The sequence below is a fragment of the Desulfamplus magnetovallimortis genome (genome assembly GCF_900170035.1).
Classification (GTDB): Bacteria; Desulfobacterota; Desulfobacteria; order Desulfobacterales; family Desulfobacteraceae; genus Desulfamplus; species Desulfamplus magnetovallimortis.
On record NZ_LT828548.1, the window covers coordinates 69,524 to 95,533 of the forward strand.

Here is a 26,010-nt window from a genome sequence, read left to right on the forward strand (position 1 = left end):
AAGTGCATTCCATCAAAACCAGGCTTGTATTGGGAGTTACCTGCCTCATTATGGGAGTGGTGATTCCATTGACCATTGCCACATCCATAAACTCATCAAAACTTTTGCAGACAGTTGTGGAACGTGAGTTACCCCAGCGTGTCAGCCAGGGACGGGAGCTTTTCCTTGTCTTTTTGAAATGGCAGTCCATGAATCTGGAGTTGTGGAATGATCACCCCATTGTAAACATATTTTTCAAAAACCCTGCGATGGCAACCCTTTCCCGTTCCGGACTGGAAGCCCACCTGAATCAGACAACCAAAAATGCCCCCTGGATTACCAATATTATTTTGATAAGCGATAAGACCTTTCTGTATGACCATATGTTTAAACAGGATAGAACTGCAAAAGGCAAAGAAATCAGGGAAAATATCACTAATCTGATTAATCGTGGTCAGCCATTTGTAACCAATTTGAAGTATTTTTTTAATGATGAATTTAAAGGGGCTGAATTAAGTCAGGTTGCCATTAGACCCTCTTTTCAAACCCCAGACAAATCTTTCCATCAAACATTGACTAAAGGTCAACTTCCTCCATCTGCTGGTAACTCCCCTGAAAAAAAATCAAACTCGACATTCGGTGAAATATCAAGCAAAACTTCAACGCAGCCATTGGGCCAAACTTCAACGCAACCATTGAGCCAAGCTTCAACGCAGCCATTGAGCCAAACTTCAACGCAGCAATTTAGCCAAGCTTCAATGCAGCCATTGGGCCATAACAAGGAAGTACTTGTACTGGTAAGACCTTTTTTTGATAACGGCAGACCGCTTCAGGGAAAATTTATACTTTTGTTGTTGGATCTTGAGAAAATAAACGACACTTTGTTTTCCCAGATTACCATTGGACAGCATGGTTTTCTCACCTTTTTGGGTAAAACTCCTGAAGGTACAATGGTGCTGCCTGCTATAAGTAGAAGTCCCAAAATTGATGAACATCACTATGTTACTGTTGAATCCCGTGAATGGGATACCATTGCAGATCTTAAGAAAAAATATAAAAACATGATGATCTCCACTCTTGCTGTTCCTGATTATCCGGTTTATCTAATTGGAGCTGTGCCCCGTAAGGAGTTGCATCAACCCATTCGACAGGTAATTGTCAATGTCGTTAAACTTGGCGCTTTAATTTTGGTTATAGGTATTTTATGCGCCCTCTTTTTTTCCCGGAAGCTTGTGGCTCCCCTGTTAAAGTTGACTCATAGAGTAAAAGCAATTTCTTCTGCAAATCTTAAAGATGATGTCTCTATTCATGATAGTCGTATGCTGAACAGATCCGATGAAATCGGTGTTCTGGCAACAACTTTTAACAGATTGCTTGATGAACTTAAGCACTACACCATTAACCTTGAAGAGATGGTTGCAAAGCGAACTTTTGAACTTAATCAGACCAGCTCGCAGTTGGCACAGATAATAGATTTTTTGCCTGAAGCCACATTTGTAATTGATAACCGAGGCCGGATAATATCATGGAACAAGGCCATGGAAAAGTTGGCAGGCATTTCAGCCAGGGCAATGCTTGGAAAGGAGAATTACGAGTACAGTCTGCCGTTTCATGGAGATCGCCGGCCAGTTTTACTCAACAGGATAGGGGAGTCAAAGAAAGCATTAATGGAGGCATATCCATCTGTGAGGCAACTGGAATCTGGTGGGGTGGTTGCAGAATCCTTTTATCCCTCTTTAAATGGAGGCAGATATCTGCTTGAGACAGCGGCTTTGCTATTGGATTCGGAAGGCAAAAGAGCAGGTGCTATCCAGTCGGTGAAAGACATAACCTACCTTAAGAGCATGGAAATGGCACAAGCAAGTCGCCTTCGATCTGAAAGGGCCATGGCTGCCATATCACAGGCACTTTTAGGAACAGGAACAGAGCATGGGATTTTGATTACAGCCCTTCAACAACTGCTCTCTGTGGTCAGGGCAGACAGGATTTATGTGTTTGAAAACATCCTGAAAAATGGCAATGAGCTTTTCATGAGCCTCCAGTTTGATGCAGCAGCTCCCGGAATTGAGCCACTTGGCACCGTTAGCGATAACCGCGGAACCGCTGGAATGAACGGTAAACCATATTCACAAGGATTTATGCGCTGGAAGCGGAGCCTGGAACAGGGTGAACCTATCATGGGACTGGTGGAGGAATTTCCTGAACCGGAGCGTATTGTGCTGGAAGCCCAGCAAACCCTTTCCGTTCTTGTTCTTCCGTTTCAGGTCTTTGGAGTATGGCATGGCTTCATAGGTTTTGATGATATCATGCTGCGTCGGGAATGGTCTCTTCCGGATGTTGCTCTCCTTACAACAACTGCTGAAATCATAGGTGCATTCATCGCCCGCCAGAAAACCGAGCAGGAGATAAAACATGCAAGAGAGGTTGCCGAGGCAGCCACCAGAGCAAAAAGTGACTTTCTCGCCAACATGAGCCATGAAATCAGAACCCCCATGAACGCTATCATGGGAATGAGTCATCTGGCACTCAAAACAGAACTAAATTCAAGACAGAGGGATTATCTAAACAAGATTGATCTCTCTGCTAAATCCCTATTGGGCATTATCAATGATATTCTTGATTTCTCCAAGATTGAAGCAGGAAAACTGGAGATGGAGTCCATTGATTTTGATCTTGCGGATACCTTTGTAAATGTTTGCAATATGATTACTGTCAAAGCCCAGGAAAAAGAGGAGCTGGAGGTACTGTTTCGAATAGATCCTAAAGTTCCGGATTATTTAAAAGGAGATCCCCTTCGCCTGGGTCAGATTCTTATTAACCTTGGAAATAATGCCGTGAAATTTACGGAAAGAGGGGAGATCTTTCTCACTACCGAGGTCATGGAGTTTTCCTGTGATGCAACTGTCAAGTTAAAATTCACGGTTCGGGACTCCGGTATCGGTATGACACAGGCACAGTGCTCCAGGCTCTTTCAGGCATTCTCCCAGGCAGACGCATCCACAACCCGTAAATATGGAGGAACAGGATTGGGACTTACCATATGCAAGCGTCTTGTAAACCTCATGGGCGGAGAGATCTGGGTTAAAAGCAAGCCGGAAAAGGGGAGTGAATTTATATTTACAGCATGGTTTGGAATAGGTGACGGTGATCTTAAGATTCCTCTGAAACCAGCCCAGGAGATGTCAGGGATGCGGGTATTGGTCATTGACGATAACTCAACTGCCCGTCAGATACTGGAAGAGATGCTTACAGCAATGCAGTTTGATGTGGATTTGGCATCTTCCGGCAAAAAAGGTCTTGAACTTATTAAAGATGCACATGCTTCCAAGCGCCCCTATGAGCTTGTTTTCATGGATTGGAAAATGCCTGGTATGGATGGCATGGAGACCGCCTACGCCATTCGTTCAATTCCAGAATTGTCTCTTTTTCCAAAAATCATCCTGGTTACAGCCTTTGCCTGGGATGAGGCAGACGTAGATGGGGATACCGCTTTTAACATGGCAGATATAGACGGTATGCTTATCAAGCCGGTTTCACAATCGGATTTGCTGGATGCGATTATGGAAGCTTTTGTAAGCCAGGACACTGGAACCTCCTTTAAATCTGGAAAGGTTAAAGAGAGTGAAGAAAAAAATCTCATGCCGATCCGGGGCGCTGAAATTCTTCTGGTGGAAGATAACGAGATCAATCAGCAGATTGCCTTTGAAATCCTTACCAGCGCCGGTTTAAAGGTCACCATTGCCGAAAACGGACAAAAAGGTGTGGAAAAGGTAATGGAGCATAAGACAAGTGGGCAGATGTTTGATGTTGTGTTGATGGATATTCAGATGCCGGTGATGGATGGATATGAAGCCACTCGCCTCATCCGACAGGAGTCTCTTTTTTCTGATCTTCCAATCATTGCCATGACCGCAAATGCCATGATTCAGGATCGGGAAAAGGCAGCATCAGCAGGTATGAACGACTATGTGGCAAAGCCCATTGATGTAAAGGAGTTGATCAATACCCTCCTTAAGTGGATTAAACCGAGAGAAAGGGAGATGGTTAAGGAGTTTGCTGATAAGACAAGTTTTTCAGGTAAATCAAAGTGTATAAATAGGTCAAAATGTATAGATAAGCCAAAATGTTTAGATCAGGCAAAGATAAAAAATAATGGAGACAGCCAGACTCAGACTCCATCACCAGTAAATATTAACAAAACATTGTCTGAGCAGGTGCAAAGCAGAGATGATTTATTGAGAGATTCTGAAACTACAGATTCTCTTGATGCCATAGATGTGCTTCCCGGGATTTCCATTGAAAATGGTTTGTCACGCGTCTCTGGAAATAAAAAATTGTACGTGACTATCCTTGGAAAATTTCTGCGGGATTTTGACAACAGTGTTCAACAGATTCAAGATGCACTGGATATCTCAGATCTTACCCTTGCCCAGCGTCTTGCTCACACCTTAAAAGGGGTGGCAGCTAATATTGGAGCTCTTGATATTCAGGAGAGTGCAGGGTCTGTTGAGCATGCCATAAAAAATGGTGAACTGGCTGCTATCTCATCACTGCTTGAAACTCTCGCTTCTGATCTCTCAGTTGCCATAGATGGGCTAAAGAAAAGCGCTCTTCTGCCGAATGCCCTGGAAGATGATGGAGATAAAAAAAACAGAGATTCACAAGCCCCTTCGGCTAGCATGGAACAACTGAAAGATTTTATGGAAAAACTTCTTCCCATTGTGGAGAGAAAAAAACCGAAGCAATCAAAGGAGCTTATGGCTGAGATAGTTGCGTTTTCGTGGCCGGATAGTATTGCAACTCAACTTAAAGAGCTTCAGAAATTGATTGATAAATACAATTTTAAGAAAGCATTAATGCTTATTGATATTATAACGGGAATGAGAACATGACCGCCATAAAAGAAAATTGAGGAGAATATCAGATATGTCTTCATTGAACAGGACATTTTTTAATGAAAAACACAGGGACCTTGGTGCCACCATGGTGGATTTTGGTGGCTGGGATATGCCGGTGCAGTATAAAAAAGGGGTTATCCATGAACATCTGAGTACCAGAAAACATGCAGGACTTTTTGATGTATCCCACATGGGACGTTTTATCATAAGCGGAGAGGATGCCCTGCCTTTTCTTCAGAGGGTACTTTCCAATAATGCTGCTGCCCTTGAAGTGAATGAGAGCCAATACACAATAATCCCTGATGACAATGGTTTTGCAATAGATGATGCCTATCTTTACCGTTTTAATCAAGAGAACTATCTTCTTGTTGTTAATGCATCAAACCGTGAAAAAGACTGGAACCATTTCAGGGAACAGGCGGAAAAATTCAATGACCTGAAGCTTAAGGATCAGACCTTTGATATGGGAATGTTGAGCCTTCAGGGACCTGAATCCAGGAAGATAATGAATGATCTTATTGAATCTGGTACTCTTCCCATCCCATTGAGAAACAACTTGAGTGAAGTAACTATTGCAGGAGCAAAGGTGTTTCTTGCAAGAACCGGTTATACAGGTGACCCCATTGGATTTGAGCTTTTTATGGACAAGGATGAAGCTGTTGCCATCTGGGAGCTTTTAATCTCCAAAGGTGCGGAACCCATCGGACTTGGAGCAAGGGATACATTAAGACTTGAAGCCTCTTTGCCCCTTTACGGCCATGAGTTCGGAGATGATCCTGAAGGAAATCCGATTCCGGTTTTTGCATGTCCCCTTGCCAGATTTGCTGTCAGTTTTGCGCAACAGAAAGGGGATTTTATTGGTAAAAATGCTCTTTCAGATCAGTTTGAAGCATTAAAGAGGATTACGGATTTTAACTATTCAGATATAAAAGCCCTTCCCAGGGTAATTGTCCCTGTTGCCATTACTGGTAAAGGTATTGCAAGGGCAGGGTGCGAGGTTTACAGGGATGGCACTCTTGTGGGTTTTATCACAAGCGGCACAATGGTTCCCTGCTGGACAACCAAGGGAGATGGAATTGCATCTCTGTTCAGTGACAGTGATGATAAAAGAGCAATTGCAACAGCACTTGTTGATGCTGATGTGGTCCAGGGCAGTAAACTTGAGATCAAAATCCGAAAAAAAATGTCAACCGGTATTGTTGTGCCCTATCACATGAGGGCAGAGGCACCCCCTTTTGCAAGGGCCATAATGTGGGATGAGTCAGGCAGGGAGATTAAACCGGAGAATTCAGACTCAGCTAATATGGCTGTTGATGGAGTGGCAGGTTATGGAAATTTAGAACAATCTGGGACATCTGTCATCCCAACTCAAGCTCAAACTCAAAACCAAGTTCAAGCTCAAACTCAAAACCAAGTTCAAGCTCAAACTCAAAACCAAATTCAAACTCAAACTCAAAACCAAATTCAAACCCAAACTCAAAACCAAACTCAAAACCAAACTCAAACGCCAACATCACTATCACCCTCGCAATCCGAAGAGAAGATGATTGCCCTGATCAAAAAAGCTATTGATAATACCACATGGCGTCAGAAGGACTGCATTAACCTTATTCCGTCAGAGCAGACAGCATCTTCCTTTGCAAGGATGCTATCTATCATGGATCCTTCCGGAAGATATGCGGAACACAAAAAAGTAAAGGCATTCCATGATCATGAAGTTTTCTACTACCAGGGTACAGAATTTATTGCCGAGGTTGAATCCCTTCTTATAAAGGAGCTTTGCACCTATCTTGGATGCCGGAACGTGGAAAGCAGGGTGGTGTCAGGGCAGATGGCAAACAGTGCTGTTTTCAGTGCTATTGTGGATTATATAAATCGGGCAGACAGAAAAAGTGAGCAGCGTCGCATCAGGAAAATCATAAATAACCATATCCTTAACGGAGGTCATTTAAGTGCCCAGCCCATGGGTGCTTTGAGGGATTTTGTGGCAAGGGATCCCATGACAGAAAAACCTGCTGTGGTTAATTTTCCTGTCTGTAAGGATAATCCATACAGGATTGATGTTGATGCCTGTCAAAGCCTTATTGAAATTCATAAGCCGGAACTTGTTATTTTTGGCAAAAGCATGACACTATATCCGGAACCTGTTGCCCAGATTCGTAAAATGGTTGAAAGTGCAGGGCTTTCTACTATCATTATGTATGACATGGCTCATGTACTCGGGCTTGCAGGTCCGCATTTTCAGGAACCTTTTAAAGATGGTGCTGACCTTGTGACAGGCTCGACTCACAAGACATTTTTTGGAACCCAAAGGGGCATCATTGCAGGGAATTATGATACAGAGGATGTGCAGTTTCCCCTTTGGGAGGCAATTGAACGCCGGGCATTTCCGGGCAGTGTAAGCAACCATCACCTTGGTACCATGCTGGGATTGCTGGCATCAACATATGAGATGAATCATTTTAAAGATTCATACCAGAAGCAGGTCATTGCCAATGCCAGAGCCTTTGCATCAGCCCTTTCAGATCTTGGTATGCCGGTTGCAGGCGAGAAAGCTGATGGTTTTACACATACCCATCAGGTGATTCTTGATGTTGGATATGCAAAAGGGGCAGAAGTTGCTGATTTCCTTGAAAAAAATAATATAATTGTAAACTATCAAGCCACACCGGAAGAGGAGGGATTTACAGCATCAGGAGCATTGCGTATGGGGGTATCCGAGATGACCCGTTTTGGCATGAAAGAGAATGATTTCCAGCAGATTGCCCAGTTGATTCATGATGCAGTAAATGGCAGAAAATCAGTGGGAGAAAAGGTCTCTGCTTTCAGAAATAATTTTCAGGAACTTCATTTCTGTTTTGACAGATCAGAGCATCTTTCAGGATTTATGGATAAACTTAGCTCCCTGTTGTAAATTGTGGCTTGATTATATTTTCGGCCATTTTTGTAGGGGCAGAGACCAATGTGTCTGCCCTCCAAGGCAATGGTGTTGACTTAACGACATTGCGGGCATGGAATGTAAGGGCACGGCACGCCGTGACCCTACCAAAAACGACGATGAGTCCTTAAGGCAACAGATTTGCCCCCAAAGAGGCAATCACACAGGATTGCCTCTACAGTGGCCGACTTTAAAATCAAACCCGTAAATTTTATGCTTATGTTTTTTTGTTCTGCTGCCGATGAGTATGATGTAAGTGCCAGATGGCAATTTTTTGGGAAGTCAATAGATTATGGGAGTGTGCGCCATGAGCAATATATCGTCTTTTAATTCATCGGTTGCAGGATATGACAACAGAAATGACATGGAGCGTTTCAGGAGCCTGTCATCTGAAAGAAGTGAATCTCTTAGGGCATCTGAAAACAGAAGCCTTGAACTTGAATTAACCACCAAGGATGGTGATACCGTTACATTGAGTACTGCCTCATTCATGGATTTCGCATCTTTATCCTACGATAAAAGCGGAAAGGTTTCCAACGGCTATGAGACAGCATCAGCAAAGATGAGTTCACGGGAGATGACCCTTGCATCAGGTTCCCAGTTTACTTTTTCTGTGCAGGGTAGCCTGAGCGAAGATGAACTCAATGATATTGAAAATATTGTAAAGACCCTGGATGATGTGTTTTATGAGATGTCCACAGGTGACATGGATGAGGCAATGGCAAAGGCCCTTGAGATGGGAGAAGGATATGAGACTGTCTCAGGATTTAATGCAGATTTAAATTATTCCAGTTCCTACATATATGAAGAAGAGACAGCAACCCGCTCATCCTCATATGGCAGTCCCGGAAATGCTAAAGGCTTTGGAAGATTTAATAATCCAGGAATGATGCAAAGGGCATATTCAGGGGAAGAGAACAGTAAGGGAATAGAGGAGCTTTTTAAGGACAGCTCAATGCGTCTTCTTGACATGATGCTTGAGGAGCTGGATAAAATGAAAGATGAAAACCAGAATATCCCCAGAAGAGCTGCAGAGCCGGTTGATAAGCTTCTTGCTCATCATATGGAGCAGTTAAGTCAGGGTAACATGGCAGATAGTAGAGGTGCAATGCAGGAAAATGGCACAGTTGCCGATGGCTACCCCGGAGGAGAGAGCAATTTAAATGACGAAAATCCTTTAAACGGCATTAATATTCTGGATGAAGGTTCTGTCAGTAATTTGAACGACGATTTTGCGGCAAAGGGAAAATTTCTTTTAAATGAACTCTCCAATGCCAGGGAAGGGATGAAGAGCGAGTTTAAGCGGATGATGTCTGATATGCCCTCCTTTTTTAAGGTCTGAATTTTCTCTACTGTTTCATAAAAGTTTGAATGTCGGGTGATTTTTCAGGCAATGGAAAGATTGTGCGTGTTTTTTTCGTTTAAATGGGGCATCTTCCATTTCCCAGTTTACACTTTCCCGAACAGAATGCCAGTTTTTCGGGGATACTGTTCCGGAAAGTGTAAAGTACTTTCTGTATGATATGAAGGATGCCTTAAATGGATATAATTTTCTACGTTAGGTAGGGGGGCTGGATGGCAGCCATGACCCCGTTTACCCGACAAACAAACCTTGATAGAACACTAATTTATAGCCCTGAATTTATCTGAACAGTAGTCCATAGCCCTTTGTAGATAATTGTCAGCAGGCAGTTTGATAAGCTCAAGCACACTCTCGTCAAACTGCCTTTTTATTTTCCCCGGAACCCCTGCCACAAGAGAGAATGGTGGTATAATTGTGTTTTCCAGTATAACTGAGCCAGCAGCAATAATTGATCCTTTGCCGATTCGGGCACCATTCATCACAACTGATCCCATGCCTATAAGGCACTCATCCTCAATATCGCATCCGTGAATAACACATTTATGTCCAATGGTGACTCCGTTTCCTATGTTCAAGGGTCTCTCATAATCTTCATGGCACATGGTGAGATCCTGTATGTTGGTATTATCACCAATTATGATGGCATCACAATCTCCCCTTAATACGCAGTTGAACCATACAGAAGAATTTTTTCCCATGGTTACGTTTCCAATTATAGTTGCAGTGGGAGCAATATAGGCTGAATCATCTATCTTTGGGGTGTGGTTTTCAAATGAGTAAACAGGCATTCTGTTTCCTTTTGTATATTAATGTTGTTGTCTTTTTGTATGAAAGTCTTTAAATATACCCAAAGTTGACACCTATTATCTTGTAAGCCTTGTCAACACTGTCTGAATCAGGATTCCCAAGATTAACAAAGATAAGGCAGGATTATCTATCCTGAGCATCTTATCCATCCTGGTTATCCTGGTTCAGACAACTGCAATAACTTCTGAAAAGGCAGTAAGATGTCGAATTTGAGTATATAACAGTCTGTTTATGGTGCTTTTCTAGTAACCCCCATGTTTGCTGACGCATCACAATGAAACATGAAAGTCGTTATATATCAGCATGTTATGGAGGATTTCTAATGAAAATTATGAACTTACTTTTTTCATGGGCAGACGTATGGTAAATGTTGTCCCTTTGTTTTGATCGGAAGATACGGAAAGATAACCTTTGTGGTCTTCTGTAATAATAAAATAGGCAATTGATAATCCAAGGCCTGTACAATTTTTTTTGGTTGTAAAAAAAGGCTCGAAAATTTTTTTTGATATAGTTTCACTCATGCCGTGGCCGTTATCTGAAATCAGTATGCATATCATATCATTTGGAGCTGTACGAATCGTTATATCAAATCTCTTTTTATCGCCGTCTTCATATGATTTTGTCTCCATTGCCTGAATGCCGTTTTTTAAGATATTGAGAATTACCTGCTGTATTTTTCCAGCCTGACACGGAATTCTCGGCAGATTTTCCTGATAATTTCTATTGATCTCAATGGACGTAAATGAACTATTTGTATCTGAATTTATCATGTGATCATTCAAGGCGATTTTTACAGATTTGTCAACCAGAACGACAATCTCTTCATCTGATACATAACCTTCACTTTTCCTACTGAAATTCAGCATATCCTCCACAATACAGGCAGCTTTTTTTCCTGATTGATGTACAGCGTCAATCATTTTGAAGATACCTCTTTTTTCAAGGTAATTTCCCATGGCATCAAAGGAAATGCCACACTCAACTGCTGTAGATTCATTGGCAGGAAGTTTTTTCTGTATGCGGTTTCTTATGACCTGAATGTTCTGTATTATGCCGGCAAGGGGGTTGTTCATCTCCTGGGCCATCCCTGCTGCAATTCCACCCATGGAGAGCATTTTTTCCGATTGGATTACAATCTCGTCCATTTTTACCCGCTCAGTGACATCATCCACCCTTATGACTGCGCCCATGTTGTCGTTAAAGCTGAATGGATATATAAAAAAATTGTTTATAACAAGCTTGCCCTTGATATATACAGGAGTCCGGCTTTTTTCCACAGGAGCATCTGATTCAATGGCCTGTTTGACATTTTTCATAAGCATTACATAAAACGGAAAAATTTTGGAAACAGGCTCTCCTTTGGCTTCCATTGCTGAAATGCCAGATATTTTTTGGGCCTGAATATTCATATCTGTTATGCAGCCTTTATCATCAACACTTATAAGACAGGATGAGATGGTATTGATAACTTTTGAAAGATAGGCTCTTCCCTTTTCAATTTCCCTTGCAGCCTCTGCATTTTTTTCAATCTGCTCTATCAGGGACTTGTTGATTTTGTTAAGTTCCAGTGTTCTTTCCATTACCATCTGCTCAAGACCTGTCTTGATTTTATAAAGCTCCAGAAAAACCTTTACTTTGCTTAAGAGGATAAATTTATTAAGGGGTTTGAAAATAAAATCCACAGCACCTGTATCATAACCTTTCATCTCCTTTGTGGTGTCTCTGTCAATGGCTGTTACAAAAATAATGGGTATGTTTGCTGTTGCTTCATCAAATTTTAAAATCTCCGCAACTTCGTAGCCATCCATTTCCGGCATCTGGATATCAAGAATAATCAGGGCAAAATCATGATCAAGAACATGTGCAAGTGCCTCGTTTCCCGAAGATGCACTTATAATGTTTACTTCAAGTTTTCCGAGAATTTTTTCAAGGACAAAAAGATTTTCGGGAATGTCATCCACAATGAGAATTTTAGGTAGGGCAGCATCTTTTGTCATGATAATTCTCCAGTAAGATATGGAGTCCAAATAATTTATCCATTAATATCACCCCCTCGTGCATCCTCTCACAGAAGTTGCGAGGAGGCGCTTGGGTAAGTTAATTAGACCCAATCACTAAGTTATTTACAAAGCGCGGAATTTCGTCCAGCTCAAGAATGTGGTCAACAGCATTGGTTTTAATGGCAGCCAGGGGCATATAATCAACATCAGCGGTTTTGGGATTCTGCACAATGGTAATTCCACCGGATGATTTAATAGCCTTGATTCCATTGGCTCCATCAGCATTTGCTCCTGTCAGGATAATGCCGATAATATTAGGCCCAAAGGCATCAGCCGCTGATTCAAACAAAACATCAATTGACGGGCGGCAGTAACAGACAGGAGAATCAACTGAAAGAGCAAGGGATAAATCCTTTTCAACCAGCAGGTGATAGCCTCCAGGGGCAATGTATATCCTGCCTTGTGCTATACGGGTTTTATCAATAGCCTCTTCAACATGAATATGACATTTTTCTTTAAGAGAATTGACAAAAAAGGAGTCATTCTCTGCTTTTCTGTGCTGAACAATCATTACAGGTATAGGAAAAGAGTTGTCAAACAGAGGAAGTATTCTGTGCAGGGCCTTGAATCCTCCGGCTGATACTCCAATAACAACTGCCTTTATCAGCATTTGCTTTTTTGTATCTGTTTTTATTGTCATATGCTTCTGGAGCCTGTTGAAAGGTTACTCTTTTTTTTCTGATATATTTTAAGGTTTTTATTAACTGGAATATATAGTGATGCGTTTGGGGAAAAATCCAGAGTCTCCCTTGAGCCAAGACACAAAAAACCGTTTATTCGCAGACTTTCATTAAAAAGATAAAGTACCTGATCCTGTAGTTTTTTGTTAAAATAGATAAGGACATTGCGACAAATAATAATATTCATCTCTCCAAAAACGCCGTCTGTCACCAGATTGTGATTTGCAAACACAATGTTGTTTTTCAGGGAGTTATCAAATATCACTGAATTGTAATCTGCATGGTAGTAGCTGACAAAAGACTCCTTTCCTCCTGCCTGCTGGTAATTTGTGGTGTGTTTCCTGATATCCTGGGCAGGATAGATTCCTTTTCGAGCAATTTCAAGAACATTTTCGTTAAAGTCAGTGGCGTATATTATGCATTTTTCAGAGATACCCTCTTCCTTGAGAAGAATCGCAAGGGAATATACCTCTTCCCCTGTGGATGAGCCTGCTGCCCATATTTTTATAAAGGGATATGTTTTTAAATAAGGTATTACCTGTCTTCTTATTGAAAGAAAGAATGGTGGATCGCGAAACATTTCAGTTACATTTACAGAGAGATTGTGTAAAAAAAGGTTGAAAAACTCCTTGTCATATATAATCAAAGGGATCATCTCGGACATTGTTTTTAAGCCCGCTTCTTCAAGATTTTTTTTCAATCTTCTTTTCATGGAAGCTGTGGCATAGTTAGAAAAATCATAACCATGCTTTAACTGTATGGCTTTTAAAACAAGTTTTATTTCAATATCTTCGTTTTCCATAAACCTCTTTTAGTATCTCATCTGCTGAGCCACACGCGCAGAAGGGTTAACAGTTTTGAGGTATCCAGTGGTTTTGAGAGATAATCGTTGGCACCACACCTTATGCACTCATCACGGTCAGAGGACATTGCCTTGGCAGTCAGAGCAATTATTGGAATATCCTTGAGTGTCTTTATTTTTCTAATTCGGCGTATGGCTTCATATCCATCCATTACCGGCATCATTATATCCATAAGAATGATCTCCGGAGGCTCTTCTGTCTCAAGTATTTTAAGAGCTTTTTCTCCATTGTTGGCTATTGTGACATCCAGTCCCCTGGATTTGAGATATTTATTCAGGGCAAAGGCATTGCGCATGTCATCGTCAACTATCATCACCTTTTTGCGAAAAAGAATATTTTGCTGTTCCCGTAAGTTTTTTATTATTTTTTTCTGTTTTTCAGGCATATCGCTTTCGACCCTGTGAAGGAACAGGGCTGTCTCATCAATGAGTCTCTCCATGGATACAGCGTTTTTTAGAACAATGCTGCTGGAGTATTTTTCAAGCCTGGCTGTTTCTGTGGATGTCAAATCCCTTCCTGTGAATACAATAACAGGTATCATTTCAATGGATGGATCTTTGCTGATCTGGTCAAGAATATCAAAGCCGGAGATGTCCGGAAGGCCAAGATCCAGAATCATGCCATCAAAGTTTTCTTTTTTCAACAGAGATATGGCCTCTTTGCCGGTTACTGCTGCTGTCACCCTGATGTCATTGGTGCCAATGAGTTTTAGAATGCTTAACTGTAACTCCTGGTTGTCTTCCACCACCAAAAGATTTTTGACATCATTTAACACCACATGCTCAATTTTTTTAAGCGCATTGCCAAGATCTTCACTTGAAACCGGCTTGGTAAGATATCCTACAGCACCTTTTTCAAGTCCTTTTTGGGTGTTGTCATGGCCGGACATTATATGAACCGGAATATGACGGGTGTCAGGGTTGCTTTTAAGTTCGTTCATTACTGCCCAGCCATCAATACCCGGAAGCATTATATCAAGGATTATTGCAGTTGGTTTATGGTCAATTACATGTTTTAACCCCTCTTCGCCAGTGTGGCAGGCAATACTGTGATAGCCATGTTTTTGAAAAAAAATTGACAGCACCTTTGCAAATTCAGGATCATCTTCAATGATCAATATGGTCTTTTCAGGTCTATCAGATGTTGTCGGATCTGATGAGTGTGTCGATTTTTCAATATCTCTATATTCATTGAAATTATTATTGTCAGAAGATTTTCTGAATTCAGTGTTTACTTTATGATCTGTTGCCCCGTTTTCAGTATGATTGCCGGATATGTTTCTCTTTTTCTCATCCATATCATGCTGGGTAAATCTCTCTTTTGTATTATCAAAACTGATATTTTGATCCTTTTGGGTAATAAATTTATCATGTGTGGCTCTGTCGTCTGTATAATTTTTTTCCGAACTGCTTTTTTCAGGATATTTTTCATTTAGTGAAAACTCTGGAGTCTTATATCCTTTATCGTTCAAATAATTCTTATTTACATTGCCCGGGGGAATCTGTGCATTGGGCAGTGAATGGTTAGATAGCGAGGCCTCAGAAGAGACCTTTTCGGGAATATAGATGGTAAAAATTGAGCCTTGAGCAAATTTGCTTTTTACCTGGATCTCTCCGCCAAGAAGACAGGCAAGTTCCCTGGATATGGAAAGCCCAAGCCCTGTGCCATCGTGTCTTCTTCTTATGGAACCATCCACCTGTTTGAATGCTTCAAAAATAGTATTGAGCTGATCTTCAGGAATCCCCACACCACTGTCTTTAATTGAAATTGCAATGGCAGATGACGGTTCCAAAGAAGTTCTGACAGAAGGAGGATTTGTGGAGTCTGAACCTGGTCTTGAAAAGTGCAAAGTGATTTGTCCATTGTCTGTAAATTTTATTGCATTTCCTATGAGGTTTCGCAGTATCTGTTCCAATCTATACATATCGGAAGTGATCATCTCTGGCAGATTGTCGTCACTTACCACAATAAATTCAAGTCCCTTTTCCTTTGCCATGTGAACAAACTCTGTCTTGCAATGTTCTCCAAGATCTTTGAGAGGAAATGAGGAGATATTGAGTTCGATCTTTTTGGCTTCAATTTTGGAAAGATCAAGGATATCATTGATAAGGTGAAGAAGGTTTTGACCGCTTCTGTATATGGAGGCTGCGGAATCAATCTGATCCTGTGTAAGGTTTTCCTCCTCATTTTCTGCAAGCATATTGGCCAAAATAAGAAGAGAATTTAGGGGAGTTCGTAGTTCATGTGACATGTTTGCAAGAAATTCAGATTTATATCTTGTTTCAAGTTCAAGCTGCTTTGCCTTTTCCTTTATTTCAATCTGTTTTTGCTTAAGAGCTTCATTGCTCTTTTGAATTTCTCTTTTCTGGATTTGCAGAAGTTCGGTCTTCTCTTCCATCTCTTCATTACTTGCCTGGAGCTCTTCCTGCTGAACCTGGAGTTTTTCTTCAGATTCTTTAAGAATCATTGTCTGTTCTTCAAGTTCTTCGTTGGTGGCTTTCAGCTCTTCCTGCTGTGCTTTTAACTCTTCTGCCTGCTCACGTGTCTGCTCAAGAAGTACCGATAGTTTTTCATTGAACATGGCTCCATTAATTGCAATTGCAATTATTTCTGTAACAGTTTCAAGAAACTCAATCTGGATTTCTGAAAAAAATGTGGTAATACCAAGTTCCATGACGCCTTTAACATCATCCTCATAGATTATAGGAAGAACAATGATGCTTTTTGGTACACTGTTTCCTATGGAGGATTCAATATGAATATAATCTTCCGGTATCTCTGTGAAAATAATTGATTTTTTCTCCAGTGCAGCCTGTCCTGTAAGTCCTTCACCAGCCTTAAAACGATTTGCAACTCCTTTACGGGTCTTAAATGCATATGTTGCAATAAGCTTAAAGCCTTTGAAAATATCATCTTTGACAAACAGAGTTCCAACCATTGCACCGACATATCCTGCAATGAATTCCAATGCCTTTCGACAAAGCACATCAATGTTTTGCTCTCTGCTTATAAGGCCACCAAGTTCAGCCTGACCGTTTTTAAGCCAGCTTTGATTCTGTTTTGTTGTGTCGGCAGATTCAAGCGCTTCCATTATTTTGTTAAGAGAAATTGCAAGTTCATCATTGTCGCTGTCATGGGAAATACGCATGGAGTAGTCTTCATTATCTATGGCATGCTGAAGTTTTGAAAAAAGTGACCGGAACAAGGTCAGATTCTCCTGAAGACTTTCGTAAAGGGAATTTCGCTCTCTCTCTTTCTTTTTGATCTGTTCCATCATCTCTGCAAAACTATTTACAAGTGTCCCAACTTCATCAATTCGATTTGATTTTTTTATCTCAATCTCGTAGCTGTTTTCCTTTGCAATTTTTTCTGCAAGTTCTGCCAGAACAACAATCGGTCTGTTTATTTTGCTGACACTTATAATAATGGTAATTATTATAATGCCTGCTATAACCATGAAGGCCAATATCATGCGCTTGTTGGCCATGGCCACAGCATTATTTATAAACTCTTCAGTATAAAAGAGTTCGAAATGTCCGATTACATTTTCTTCAAGGATAATATCACCGGAAATTTTTTTAATATAAGGCTCATCTTCAGGAATTTTATATGGCTTATAAATTTTTTCCAGGTTATTTTCAAAAACTTCATCAGTTGTTGTTATATTGCTCTGTTGGGAGTTTTTTTTGTTTGCCGGAGAGCTGTTTTTATATGGTCGTGTTCTGGAAACAGATGGAGAGGTGGCACTATTATCGGAATGTGGAGTTGTTGTTAAGTTGTTGTCAGAATGTTGAATTGTTGTGTGATCTGAATATTGACCTGTTATTGTGTGATCTGAATATTGATCTGTTGTGGTATGATCAGAATATTGAAATGTTGTGGTGGATGGCTTTAGCCATGAAAAAAGGGAGTTCCTGATATTTTCCAGCAGGATAGTATTTTTCTTGAGACTGCTCTCTTTTTTTTTGGTACCGTTCATGAAAGTTTCAATATCAAAAAGATTCACAGCAACAATCAGTTTGTTATTTAATATGATTCGATTAAGGCGATCAATCTCTTTGTCGTTGAAGTCCCAAAGTGGGCGGGCATAAACCTGCTCGGAAAAGTTGATGGCATTTGAAAGGGATATATTTATGGATTCAGTAAGATTTTTTTTGTTGATGCTGTTGAAATAGAGAATGGAGGCAATGCTTACAAGCATCACAACAAAAACAATAACAACCGCAATTTTCAAAGCAATCTTTTTTCTGATTTGATAGAACATGGGTGTTCCTTAAGGAAGATTCTGTTGATGCGAATTAATTAGAGTGTAAACTTTGATAATACTTAACACTTTTTTAAGCCAACGCCGTTTTTCAGCAGTTTCCCTGAAAAAGTGCAAACTATTTTTGTGTGGAAGTAAAGGGAGCCGGAGATTATGTAGTTTTTACAAGGCCATCAGTTTTCCAGGTATGTTTCATTTTCCGGTTTACACCTTCCTGATGCAGAGTCTCATTTTTTGGGAAGCTCGCCCAAAAAGTCTAAAGTACTTTTGATGATATATGAAGCATCCCAGTTTTCCACATAGAAATAAGAGGTTTGAAGGAGCCATTGGCGAAAATTGCAGGATAAATTTTTCTGGTTATTCTTTCCTTTCTCCTTTTAAGACACTATACTTTCATGGTTTTTTTTTAGTCAAGAGGTTTTTTGATTCTTCTGGTTTTTCAGTTTAAACCTTCATGGCCAGAAGTTTTGGCAACCCTTGAGTGTGAAAATTAGTATCTGTTTTTACGGTAAGTAGAAAACTTTTTAAAATGAGAAATGAAAGATGCCCAAAAAAGATATGGCATTAAGGATTTTATAGTTATGTTGCGCAGAAATGGTCAATGTTATCAAATAATAAAAGACTCCATAACAGGTTCAGCTCATCCTGTTCAACCACCAACCAATGTGTTTCAGCCAACAAGTGTGATGGTCTTGTTTGTTTTTGGCAATGAATCTGTAAATATTATATCGTCAGATAATACTTCAGGTGAAAAATTTTATTTGGATACTCTTCCTCCTGATGAAAACCCGGGGCTTATTTTTATTCAGAAGGCAGATATCAAGGGGTATCCTTGGAGAAATCAGATGGCATTTCCGGGAGGTAATTGTGATCCGGATGATGCCAGTCGTGAGGCAACAGCTTTGCGGGAACTTGAAGAGGAGGTGAATATCTCTTCAGAAAATGTGGAAATGTTGGGTTCAATAGGGCATTTCCAAACCATTAATAATAAGGATATCGAAGCATTTGCGGGTATATGGAAGAAAATGGGAGATATCTATTTTGATCCATCTGAGATTTCAAGGATTTTCAGAATACCTGTAGCCCATTTGCTGACAATACATCATGACAAAAATTTTACTGGAAGGCGTCCGGATCTTTATGAACTTGTTTATCCATATGACGATGTTGTTATATGGGGAGTGACAGCAAAAATTGTGCACCATCTTATGGAGATAATGCTTCCTGAAATTATCCCCTTCTGTGACGCCTTATCATACGGAAGGTGATGCTTGCAATCACAAAAAATGAGGAACCTGCAAGCATGGATGGAAGCCAAATGTAGGGATTAAATTCTGGTGTAGTCAGTGCTGTTTTAAGGCCGGCCAATGCAAATGCAAGAATCGGTAACATAAAAATAATGACACCCCAGCATGCTGAATCTGAATCATACCACGGGGTGATGCTTCTTCTGAAAAAAGGATTGCTGTCTATTTTCATTTTTTGCTTTTATTTCCTTTGTTTTCACGTTTTTTGAAAGTATGTTTCACGCGTTTATTGCCTTTTTAACACAATATATCGAATAATTTGCTTGACATGAAACTATATATTGATTATTTTCCCTCTGAAATAACAACAGTGAATCAACACTTTTTTTTGTTGAATTTATTATAAATCCATACAGATAGATAGTACAAAACTCCATCAATTTCAAGGGGCATTTCCGTCTGTTGAGACAGGGGTAACCCAATTCAAGGGGAATTTGAATGTTTGAAAAGATAAAAAAACGTGATGGGAGAGTGGCTGATTTTGACTCATCAAAGATCAGTGATGCCATTGCCAAAGCTGGCAGAGCAACAGGTGAATTTGATGAAAGGGAAGCAAAAAAATTGACGCTGAAGGTGCTGACCCTTGCACGGGATCTAAGGCTTGGACGATGCCCTGAGGTGGAGGAAATACAGGATATTGTTGAACGTGTTCTGCTGGATTCTCCCTTTTACAAAACAGCCAAAGCATACATAATATATCGTGAGCAACACAATCAGATTCGCAATATAACCATCCGTGAACATGTTGAACTTATGGACAGTTATATAGGAAAGATGGACTGGAAAGTCAAAGAGAACAGTAATATGAGTTACTCTCTCCAGGGACTCAATAATTATATCTCATCGGATATAACCGCCGAATACTGGCTAAATTGCATCTATCCACCCCATGTCAGGGATGTTCATAACAGGGGAGATATTCATATACATGACTTGAGTCTTCTTTCTGTATATTGTGTGGGATGGGATCTTCAGGATCTTCTTCTTGAAGGTTTCAAGGGCGTGGCCGGAAAGGTGGAAAGCTCTCCTCCCCGTCATTTCCGTACAGCACTTGGGCAGATGGTCAATTTTTTCTATACCCTACAGGGAGAGGCAGCCGGTGCCCAGGCAATGTCAAACTTTGATACGCTTCTGGCTCCATTTGTAAGAGAGGATAAGCTTGGATACAAGGATGTAAAGCAGGCTCTTCAGGAGTTTGTATTTAATATAAACATACCCACAAGGGTTGGCTTTCAGACACCTTTTACCAATATAACCATGGATCTCAATGTACCGTCAATATTGAAGGACTCTCCTGTTATTATAGGCGGGGAGTATCGGTCGCAGACCTATTCTGAGTACCAGAAAGAGATGGATATGATAAACAGCGCCTTTGCAGAGGTCATGATGGAAGGGGATGCAAGGGGGCGGGTTTTTACATTTCCCATACCGACATATAATATAACAGAGGATTTTGACTGGGATAATCCAAACCTTTACAATGTCTGGAAAATGACCGGCAAATACGGAATTCCCTATTTTTCCAACTTTGTTAACTCCGACATGTCCCCTGATGATGCCCGATCGATGTGTTGCCGCCTGCGTCTTGACAACAGGGAGCTTCAGAAGCGTGGTGGCGGCCTTTTTGGTGCAAATCCCCTCACAGGTTCAATTGGAGTTGTTACCATTAACCTGCCGAGGATTGGTTATCTTGCTACAAGTGAAGCTGACTTTATGAGTCGTCTTGATGAGCTGATCCAAATTTCTGCGGACTCGCTTATCATAAAGCGGAAAGTTCTGGAAAAATTTACAAATGGGAATCTTTATCCATATTCAAAGTTCTATCTCAGAAAGATAAAGGAGAATTCAGGATGTTACTGGCGTAACCACTTCTCAACAATCGGAGTTTTGGGTATGCATGAAGCCTGTATTAACTTTATGGGCGAGGGTATCGCTTCTGAAAAAGGACATGAATTTGCTGTCAGGGTTATGAATCATATTCGTTCTGGAATTGAAAAACTTCAGGAAGAGACAGATGAGTTTTTCAACCTTGAAGCTACTCCGGCAGAGGGTACTACATATCGGTTTGCCATGATGGACAAAACCAGATATCCGGATATTATCTGTGCAAATGAGTATGAATATCAAAAGGGAAGTGATCCTTTTTATACTAATTCTACGCACCTTCCTGTAAATTATACGGATGACCTTTTTGAGGCGTTGGAACTCCAGGATCAGTTGCAGACAAGATATACAGGCGGAACCGTGCTTCACCTTTTCCTTGGAGAGCAGGTCTGTGATACCAAGATTGTAAAAAATATGGTAAAAAAGGTGGCTACTAATTATAAGCTGCCATATTTTACATTGACACCAACTTTCAGTGTATGCCCTTCCCACGGTTATCTTTCCGGAGAGAAATGTTCATGTGATAAATGTGGTGCAGAGACAGAAGTTTACTCAAGAGTGGTTGGATATTTAAGACCTGTGCAGCAGTGGAATAACGGTAAAAAGACGGAATTCTGCATGCGTAAGACATTTAAAGCCGCCTCCTGATCTGTTTGCCGTTATGCTGATTGGTGGATTTCAAAAAAATACGTTTATTGACTTTCCAGGTGAAATTGCATCCCTTGTGTTTACAAAGGGGTGTAATTTCAGGTGCCCCTACTGTCATAATCCAGACCTCGTATATTTAAATGAAAAAGAACTTTCGCTGTTAAGCGAGCAGATTTCAACGTCAAAAAAGCCCTCTTCACTGATAAAAGAGAGTATTTCACCGCCAAAAGAGCCATCTTCACTGATAAAAGAGCATATCTTACCGTCAAAAGAGTTATCTTCACTGATAAAAGAGAATATCTCACCGACAAAAGAGCCATCTTCATTGATAAATGGGCATCTTTCTCCATCAATTCTTAATTCATCTCCGCTTTTATCGTTTTTTCAATTTTCCGGTATCTCATCAGCCACTGAGACAATGCCTGGTAATCTCTCTGTTGGAGAATTAGATGTATTTAATTTTATTGAAAAAAGAAAAGGTATGATTGATGGGGTTGCAATTACCGGTGGAGAGCCTACCTTGCAGAAGGATTTGGAATCCTTTTGCTATAAAATGAAAAGTATGGGGCTTAAGGTAAAATTAGATACCAATGGCAGCCGCCCTTGGGTATTGAAAAGGTTGCTCTGCCGGGATCTTCTTGATTTTGTGGCAATGGATGTTAAAAGTGACCTGTCTGGATATCGGCAAATTGCCGGAGATGATTTTGATACAGGTCTTATCAGAGAAAGCATTCGCCTTATTATTAGTAAAGCTCCGGATCATGAATTTCGCACCACATGTGTAAAGCCTTTTGTCACAGAAGACTCAATGAAAGAAATATTGAGCCTTATAGATGGGGCTTCCAGATATATTCTTCAGCACTGCTCTGATAATGTTGTTGTGCTTGAGCCGGATTTTTTTCGACATGGAGGCCGGCTGTGCAGTGAAGATGAGATGAATATTTTCCGCAAAATGGCTGAGCATAGAGGTTTTCACTGTACAATAAGATAGAGACTATACTGTACAATAAGATAGAGGCTATACTGTACAATATGATAGAAGTTATCACTGCACAACAAGAGATAGGAATGATATCAATCCTCTGATTCTGCCATGAATGTTTGGCCTTGATAGACCATTTGACCTGACTTTGAAGTGTCATACCCGCCAAGCTGCAAAGCTGTCTCTTTCATGAAATCATCTTTAACAGCACCTAAAAAAAGCTGAATTCCCTGATCAAAAAAACGATCTTTGGAAATAAGCAGGTCAAATCGTTCCCAGCAAAGCGGAATGAAGTCCAGCTTCAGTTTCTCTGCCACAGGCCTGATTCCAGGTCCTGCATCTGCTTTTCCTTCAAGAATTGTAAGTCCAATATCCATATGTTTGGGTTTGATATTATCGTACCCTTTAATTTTGCCAGGCTTGATGCCTGCCATGTTAAGTTCCTTGTCAAGGAGATGCCGTGTGCCTGTACCAAGTGCTCGGTTAACCATGGTAAGTCCTTTTTGGTCAAGATCTTTAATAGATGTAAGGCCAAGGGGATTTCCTTTTTGGACAATAAGCCCCTGTTGCCTGAAGCAAAAATTTACAACCGCAGGCATTCTTCCCATCTCTTTTTTCAGATATGGAAAATTATATTCATTGTGTTCATTGACATCGTCTCCCACAAGATGACTTGAGGCAATGTGGCACATATTTTTTCTAAGTGCCTTGATTCCCCCCATACTGCCTGTCATGCCAAACATTGCCAGGTGTTCTCCGGATCGGCTGTTGAAATTTGAGATTACCGCATCAAGGAGCAGATCATTGCTTCCTGCGATTAGTATTAATCCGTGGTATGGAGGTAATTTTGTTACTGGTTCTGGATAGTTTATGGTTCCTGATTCTATCCACTGCCTAACAAGCTCCAGGGGGAATAGCCATTTGCCTGTAACTTTGGTTGCTGGTAGCCCCTTTTCGGAAATAAGGGTATAGACCATTTTCTCATTGATATTTAAAAAAGCTGCAACTTCTTTTGTGGAAAGAAGCTCTTTCATTCAAACCTCTCATTTGATATTTGTTTGTCACGGTGTTCGTTTCCTGGTGTTCCCAGGTGAAAATCTCCAAAGTCATCATTCTTGACATTATCCTGATTTCCTGTCAACTTGAAATAGCTTGTTAAATACTCAAAATCGACATCTTATTGCTTTTTTTCAGTTATTGAATTTATCTGAATAAGGATAACCAGGATGAAAAGGATGTTCCGGATAAATAATCCAGCCTTATCATGTTAATCCCGGGCATCCGCCAAGACCGTTATGTGAAAGCTGTTATATTGGAGACAATGATATAGAATATGGAGCCAAAAATTATTTCAATAGCCGGATGTTCGGGGTCCGGCAAAACCACTTTTCTTGAAAAGCTGATACCAGCTTTAAAAGGAAGGGGTTATAAAATCGGGGTGCTTAAGCATACTCACTGTGGTTTTTCAATGGATAGGGAGGGAAAGGACAGTTGGCGTCATAAAAAAGCTGGAGCATCTGCTACTCTTGTAATTTCTCCCGGAGCCATTGCACTTGTCAAAGATTGGGAAGACGCTTCTATTGAAGATGTAATTCATTATATGGGTGATATGGATCTTGTTATTATAGAGGGTTTTAAACATGCAGAAGTGCCTAAGATTGAAATTTTCAGGTGTGGTTCCGGCCATGCATCTCCTTTGCTTTTAAATGATCCTAATCTTAAGGCTTTTATTACAGATTCAAAATATTCTCCTGATGTCCCAATTTTTACCATGGATGATGCAGATGGGGTTGCAGATTTTATTGAGGAGCAAATTCTTTGTGATAGTTATTTTCACGGTAAACAGGTATGATTGATTACGTATCAATCGCACCCAAATATAAAAATGATAGTTGTTTTACGGTAAACACTCATGGCCGAGTTTCGGCCACCCCCGATCATGAAAACAGAATGTGTTTTAATGGTAAAGATAATGGATCTGCCTTAAATATCTTACCTTTTAAGTGCCAATAAAATAACTTCTCAAAATTGACACCTTGTTGCTTTTTTGAGCAGTTATTGAATTTGTCTGAATCAAGACAACCAGGATGAAAAGGATGAAAAGGATGCTCAGGATAAATAATCCTGCCTTATCTTGTTAATCCTGGCTATCCTGATTCAGACAATCTTGACAAGGCTAAAAAGATCATAGGTGTCGGCTTTGAGTAAGTTGCTTACAGAGAAATAAGCGAACAAAGGGCTGTAAGGTTTCAATATTATGAAAGACAAAGATTTTGCGCTGTTGGAGCAAAAATTCATAGAGTATGCAGACAGTTTTATCAATAACTCTTCTCAACCTGCACCTTTGATTCTAAAGAGGGAACACACCATGAGGGTTTGCAGGGAAATTGAAGACCTTGCAAAAGAGATCTCTTTGAGTGGTGAGCAAATAATCCTTGCCAGAACCATGGCGCTTTTTCATGATCTGGGGAGGTTTCGTCAATTTGAAGAGTACAGGACATTTCTGGATTTGAAGTCGGAAAATCATGCCCGTCTTTCCATTGTTGAGCTGAAGAAACATGCGTTTCTTGCTAACTGTTCTGACAGGGAAAAATTTTTAATTCAAGGGGCAATTGCAGTTCATAATGCAGCAGGGGTACCGGCAATTAAAGATTATGAAAAGAGTACTTTCATGAAGCTTCTTCGTGATGCAGACAAGCTGGATATCTGGAATGTGGTTATAGGAAACTATATCGTCCCTGATCCTGAAAACAGCAGCACGGTGAACCTTGGGCTTAAAGATGCTGGTGGTTGCTCAGATGAAGCAATAAGCGCATTGAAGTCTCATACTTATGTAAAAAGCAGCGGAATAAAAGAGTTGAACGACCTGAAACTTATGCAGATCAGTTGGGTTTATGATTTGAATTTTCCAAATTCTGTTGCAAAGGTTTTAGAGAGGAGTTACATTGATGCTATTGTTGATACGCTTTCGGTTCCTTTACACTATAAAGGCTTAAACAGGGTTTTTGATGATCTGTTTGTATATATGAAAGAGCAAAAGATGCAACTATCATGATCTCTTTATATTAATATACTCAAAAGTGACACCTATGAGCTTTTGAGCCTTGTCAATACTGTCTGAATCAGGATGCCCAGGATGCTCAGGATTTACAGGATAAAAATCCTGAGCATCCTGTAAATCCTGGTTATCCTGATTCAGACAAATTCAAGAAATGCCAAAAAGTCCAACAAGGTGTCGATTTTGAAAATATACTCAAAGTTGAAACCTATGATCTTTTGAGAATTGTCAATACTGTCTGAATCAAGATACCCGATATTAACAGGAAGCCTCTATAAA

The 26,010-nt window shown here is 40.4% G+C and carries 15 protein-coding genes; 8 read left to right on the top strand and 7 right to left on the bottom strand.

Annotated features, from left to right (window positions below):
- Positions 1-2 precede the first annotated feature (2 nt).
- The 3 genes from MTBBW1_RS15340 (at position 3) to MTBBW1_RS15350 (ending at position 9,157) form a co-directional block, all read left to right on the top strand.
- The gene (locus MTBBW1_RS15340) at positions 3-4,871 is read left to right on the top strand and encodes a response regulator (RefSeq protein WP_080804649.1); all 4,869 of its coding nucleotides are present in this window, start codon (positions 3-5) and stop codon (positions 4,869-4,871) included.
- Between the two features lie 34 nt (positions 4,872-4,905).
- Complete coding sequence (gene gcvT, locus MTBBW1_RS29620) at positions 4,906-7,791, top strand: glycine cleavage system aminomethyltransferase GcvT (protein ID WP_245809418.1); 2,886 nt, start codon at positions 4,906-4,908, stop codon at positions 7,789-7,791.
- 331 nt (positions 7,792-8,122) lie between these two features.
- A complete protein-coding gene (locus MTBBW1_RS15350; RefSeq protein WP_080804650.1) occupies positions 8,123-9,157 on the top strand; it encodes a hypothetical protein in 1,035 nt (344 codons plus the stop codon).
- A gap of 281 nt (positions 9,158-9,438) precedes the next feature.
- Here the strand turns inward: MTBBW1_RS15350 and MTBBW1_RS15355 are convergent, their stop codons facing one another.
- The 5 genes from MTBBW1_RS15355 to MTBBW1_RS15375 form a co-directional block, all read right to left on the bottom strand.
- Positions 9,439-9,966, bottom strand: a complete 528-nt coding sequence (locus MTBBW1_RS15355; protein ID WP_080804651.1) for a gamma carbonic anhydrase family protein — start codon at positions 9,964-9,966, stop codon at positions 9,439-9,441.
- A gap of 348 nt (positions 9,967-10,314) precedes the next feature.
- Entirely contained in the window at positions 10,315-11,982 is a 1,668-nt protein-coding gene (locus MTBBW1_RS15360) for an ATP-binding response regulator (protein WP_080804652.1), read from the bottom strand.
- A 100-nt stretch (positions 11,983-12,082) separates the two neighbouring features.
- The gene (locus MTBBW1_RS15365; protein ID WP_245809419.1) at positions 12,083-12,685 is read right to left on the bottom strand and encodes a chemotaxis protein CheB; all 603 of its coding nucleotides are present in this window, start codon (positions 12,683-12,685) and stop codon (positions 12,083-12,085) included.
- Complete coding sequence (locus tag MTBBW1_RS15370; protein ID WP_080804653.1) at positions 12,682-13,527, bottom strand: CheR family methyltransferase; 846 nt, start codon at positions 13,525-13,527, stop codon at positions 12,682-12,684. Before MTBBW1_RS15370 ends, MTBBW1_RS15365 begins: the two co-directional genes overlap by 4 nt.
- A 17-nt stretch (positions 13,528-13,544) precedes the next feature.
- The gene (locus tag MTBBW1_RS15375; protein WP_080804654.1) at positions 13,545-17,852 is read right to left on the bottom strand and encodes a response regulator; all 4,308 of its coding nucleotides are present in this window, start codon (positions 17,850-17,852) and stop codon (positions 13,545-13,547) included.
- Positions 17,853-18,388: 536 nt separating this feature from the next.
- On the opposite strand from MTBBW1_RS15375, the gene MTBBW1_RS15380 reads away from it, so the two are divergent.
- The gene (locus tag MTBBW1_RS15380) at positions 18,389-19,120 is read left to right on the top strand and encodes an NUDIX hydrolase (protein ID WP_245809420.1); all 732 of its coding nucleotides are present in this window, start codon (positions 18,389-18,391) and stop codon (positions 19,118-19,120) included.
- Here the strand turns inward: MTBBW1_RS15380 and MTBBW1_RS15385 are convergent.
- Complete coding sequence (locus tag MTBBW1_RS15385; RefSeq protein ID WP_080804655.1) at positions 19,083-19,331, bottom strand: hypothetical protein; 249 nt, start codon at positions 19,329-19,331, stop codon at positions 19,083-19,085. The two genes, MTBBW1_RS15380 and MTBBW1_RS15385, sit on opposite strands and share 38 nt — an antisense overlap.
- A gap of 266 nt (positions 19,332-19,597) precedes the next feature.
- Here MTBBW1_RS15385 and MTBBW1_RS15390 point away from each other — a divergent pair, with 266 nt between their 5' ends.
- Together MTBBW1_RS15390 and MTBBW1_RS27815 are read left to right on the top strand one after the other, a co-directional pair.
- The gene (locus tag MTBBW1_RS15390) at positions 19,598-21,691 is read left to right on the top strand and encodes a ribonucleoside triphosphate reductase (RefSeq protein ID WP_080804656.1); all 2,094 of its coding nucleotides are present in this window, start codon (positions 19,598-19,600) and stop codon (positions 21,689-21,691) included.
- A 13-nt stretch (positions 21,692-21,704) separates the two neighbouring features.
- On the top strand, positions 21,705-22,682 hold the full coding sequence (locus MTBBW1_RS27815) for an anaerobic ribonucleoside-triphosphate reductase activating protein (protein WP_080804657.1): 978 nt from the start codon (positions 21,705-21,707) through the stop codon (positions 22,680-22,682).
- Between the two features lie 83 nt (positions 22,683-22,765).
- Here the strand turns inward: MTBBW1_RS27815 and MTBBW1_RS15400 are convergent, their stop codons facing one another.
- Positions 22,766-23,707: a helix-turn-helix transcriptional regulator gene (locus MTBBW1_RS15400; protein WP_080804658.1), complete on the bottom strand. Its 942-nt coding sequence runs from the start codon at positions 23,705-23,707 to the stop codon at positions 22,766-22,768.
- Between the two features lie 299 nt (positions 23,708-24,006).
- On the opposite strand from MTBBW1_RS15400, the gene mobB reads away from it, so the two are divergent.
- Positions 24,007-24,525, top strand: a complete 519-nt coding sequence (mobB, locus tag MTBBW1_RS15405) for a molybdopterin-guanine dinucleotide biosynthesis protein B (protein WP_080804659.1) — start codon at positions 24,007-24,009, stop codon at positions 24,523-24,525.
- A 405-nt stretch (positions 24,526-24,930) separates the two neighbouring features.
- Positions 24,931-25,728, top strand: coding sequence for an HD domain-containing protein (locus MTBBW1_RS15410; protein ID WP_080804660.1), 798 nt, complete (start codon positions 24,931-24,933; stop codon positions 25,726-25,728).
- Positions 25,729-26,010: the final 282 nt, after the last annotated feature.

Excerpts from the sequence above, each read along its gene's own strand:
- gcvT (WP_245809418.1), top strand. The coding sequence starts at position 4,906 with ATGTCTTCATTGAACAGGACATTTTTTAATGAAAAACACAGGGACCTT.
- MTBBW1_RS15350 (WP_080804650.1), top strand. The coding sequence starts at position 8,123 with ATGAGCAATATATCGTCTTTTAATTCATCGGTTGCAGGATATGACAAC.
- MTBBW1_RS15355 (WP_080804651.1), bottom strand. The coding sequence starts at position 9,966 with ATGCCTGTTTACTCATTTGAAAACCACACCCCAAAGATAGATGATTCA.
- MTBBW1_RS15360 (WP_080804652.1), bottom strand. The coding sequence starts at position 11,982 with ATGACAAAAGATGCTGCCCTACCTAAAATTCTCATTGTGGATGACATT.
- MTBBW1_RS15365 (WP_245809419.1), bottom strand. The coding sequence starts at position 12,685 with ATGACAATAAAAACAGATACAAAAAAGCAAATGCTGATAAAGGCAGTT.
- MTBBW1_RS15370 (WP_080804653.1), bottom strand. The coding sequence starts at position 13,527 with ATGGAAAACGAAGATATTGAAATAAAACTTGTTTTAAAAGCCATACAG.
- MTBBW1_RS15375 (WP_080804654.1), bottom strand. The coding sequence starts at position 17,852 with ATGTTCTATCAAATCAGAAAAAAGATTGCTTTGAAAATTGCGGTTGTT.
- MTBBW1_RS15380 (WP_245809420.1), top strand. The coding sequence starts at position 18,389 with ATGAAAGATGCCCAAAAAAGATATGGCATTAAGGATTTTATAGTTATG.
- MTBBW1_RS15385 (WP_080804655.1), bottom strand. The coding sequence starts at position 19,331 with ATGAAAATAGACAGCAATCCTTTTTTCAGAAGAAGCATCACCCCGTGG.
- MTBBW1_RS15390 (WP_080804656.1), top strand. The coding sequence starts at position 19,598 with ATGTTTGAAAAGATAAAAAAACGTGATGGGAGAGTGGCTGATTTTGAC.
- MTBBW1_RS27815 (WP_080804657.1), top strand. The coding sequence starts at position 21,705 with ATGCTGATTGGTGGATTTCAAAAAAATACGTTTATTGACTTTCCAGGT.
- MTBBW1_RS15400 (WP_080804658.1), bottom strand. The coding sequence starts at position 23,707 with ATGAAAGAGCTTCTTTCCACAAAAGAAGTTGCAGCTTTTTTAAATATC.
- mobB (WP_080804659.1), top strand. The coding sequence starts at position 24,007 with ATGGAGCCAAAAATTATTTCAATAGCCGGATGTTCGGGGTCCGGCAAA.
- MTBBW1_RS15410 (WP_080804660.1), top strand. The coding sequence starts at position 24,931 with ATGAAAGACAAAGATTTTGCGCTGTTGGAGCAAAAATTCATAGAGTAT.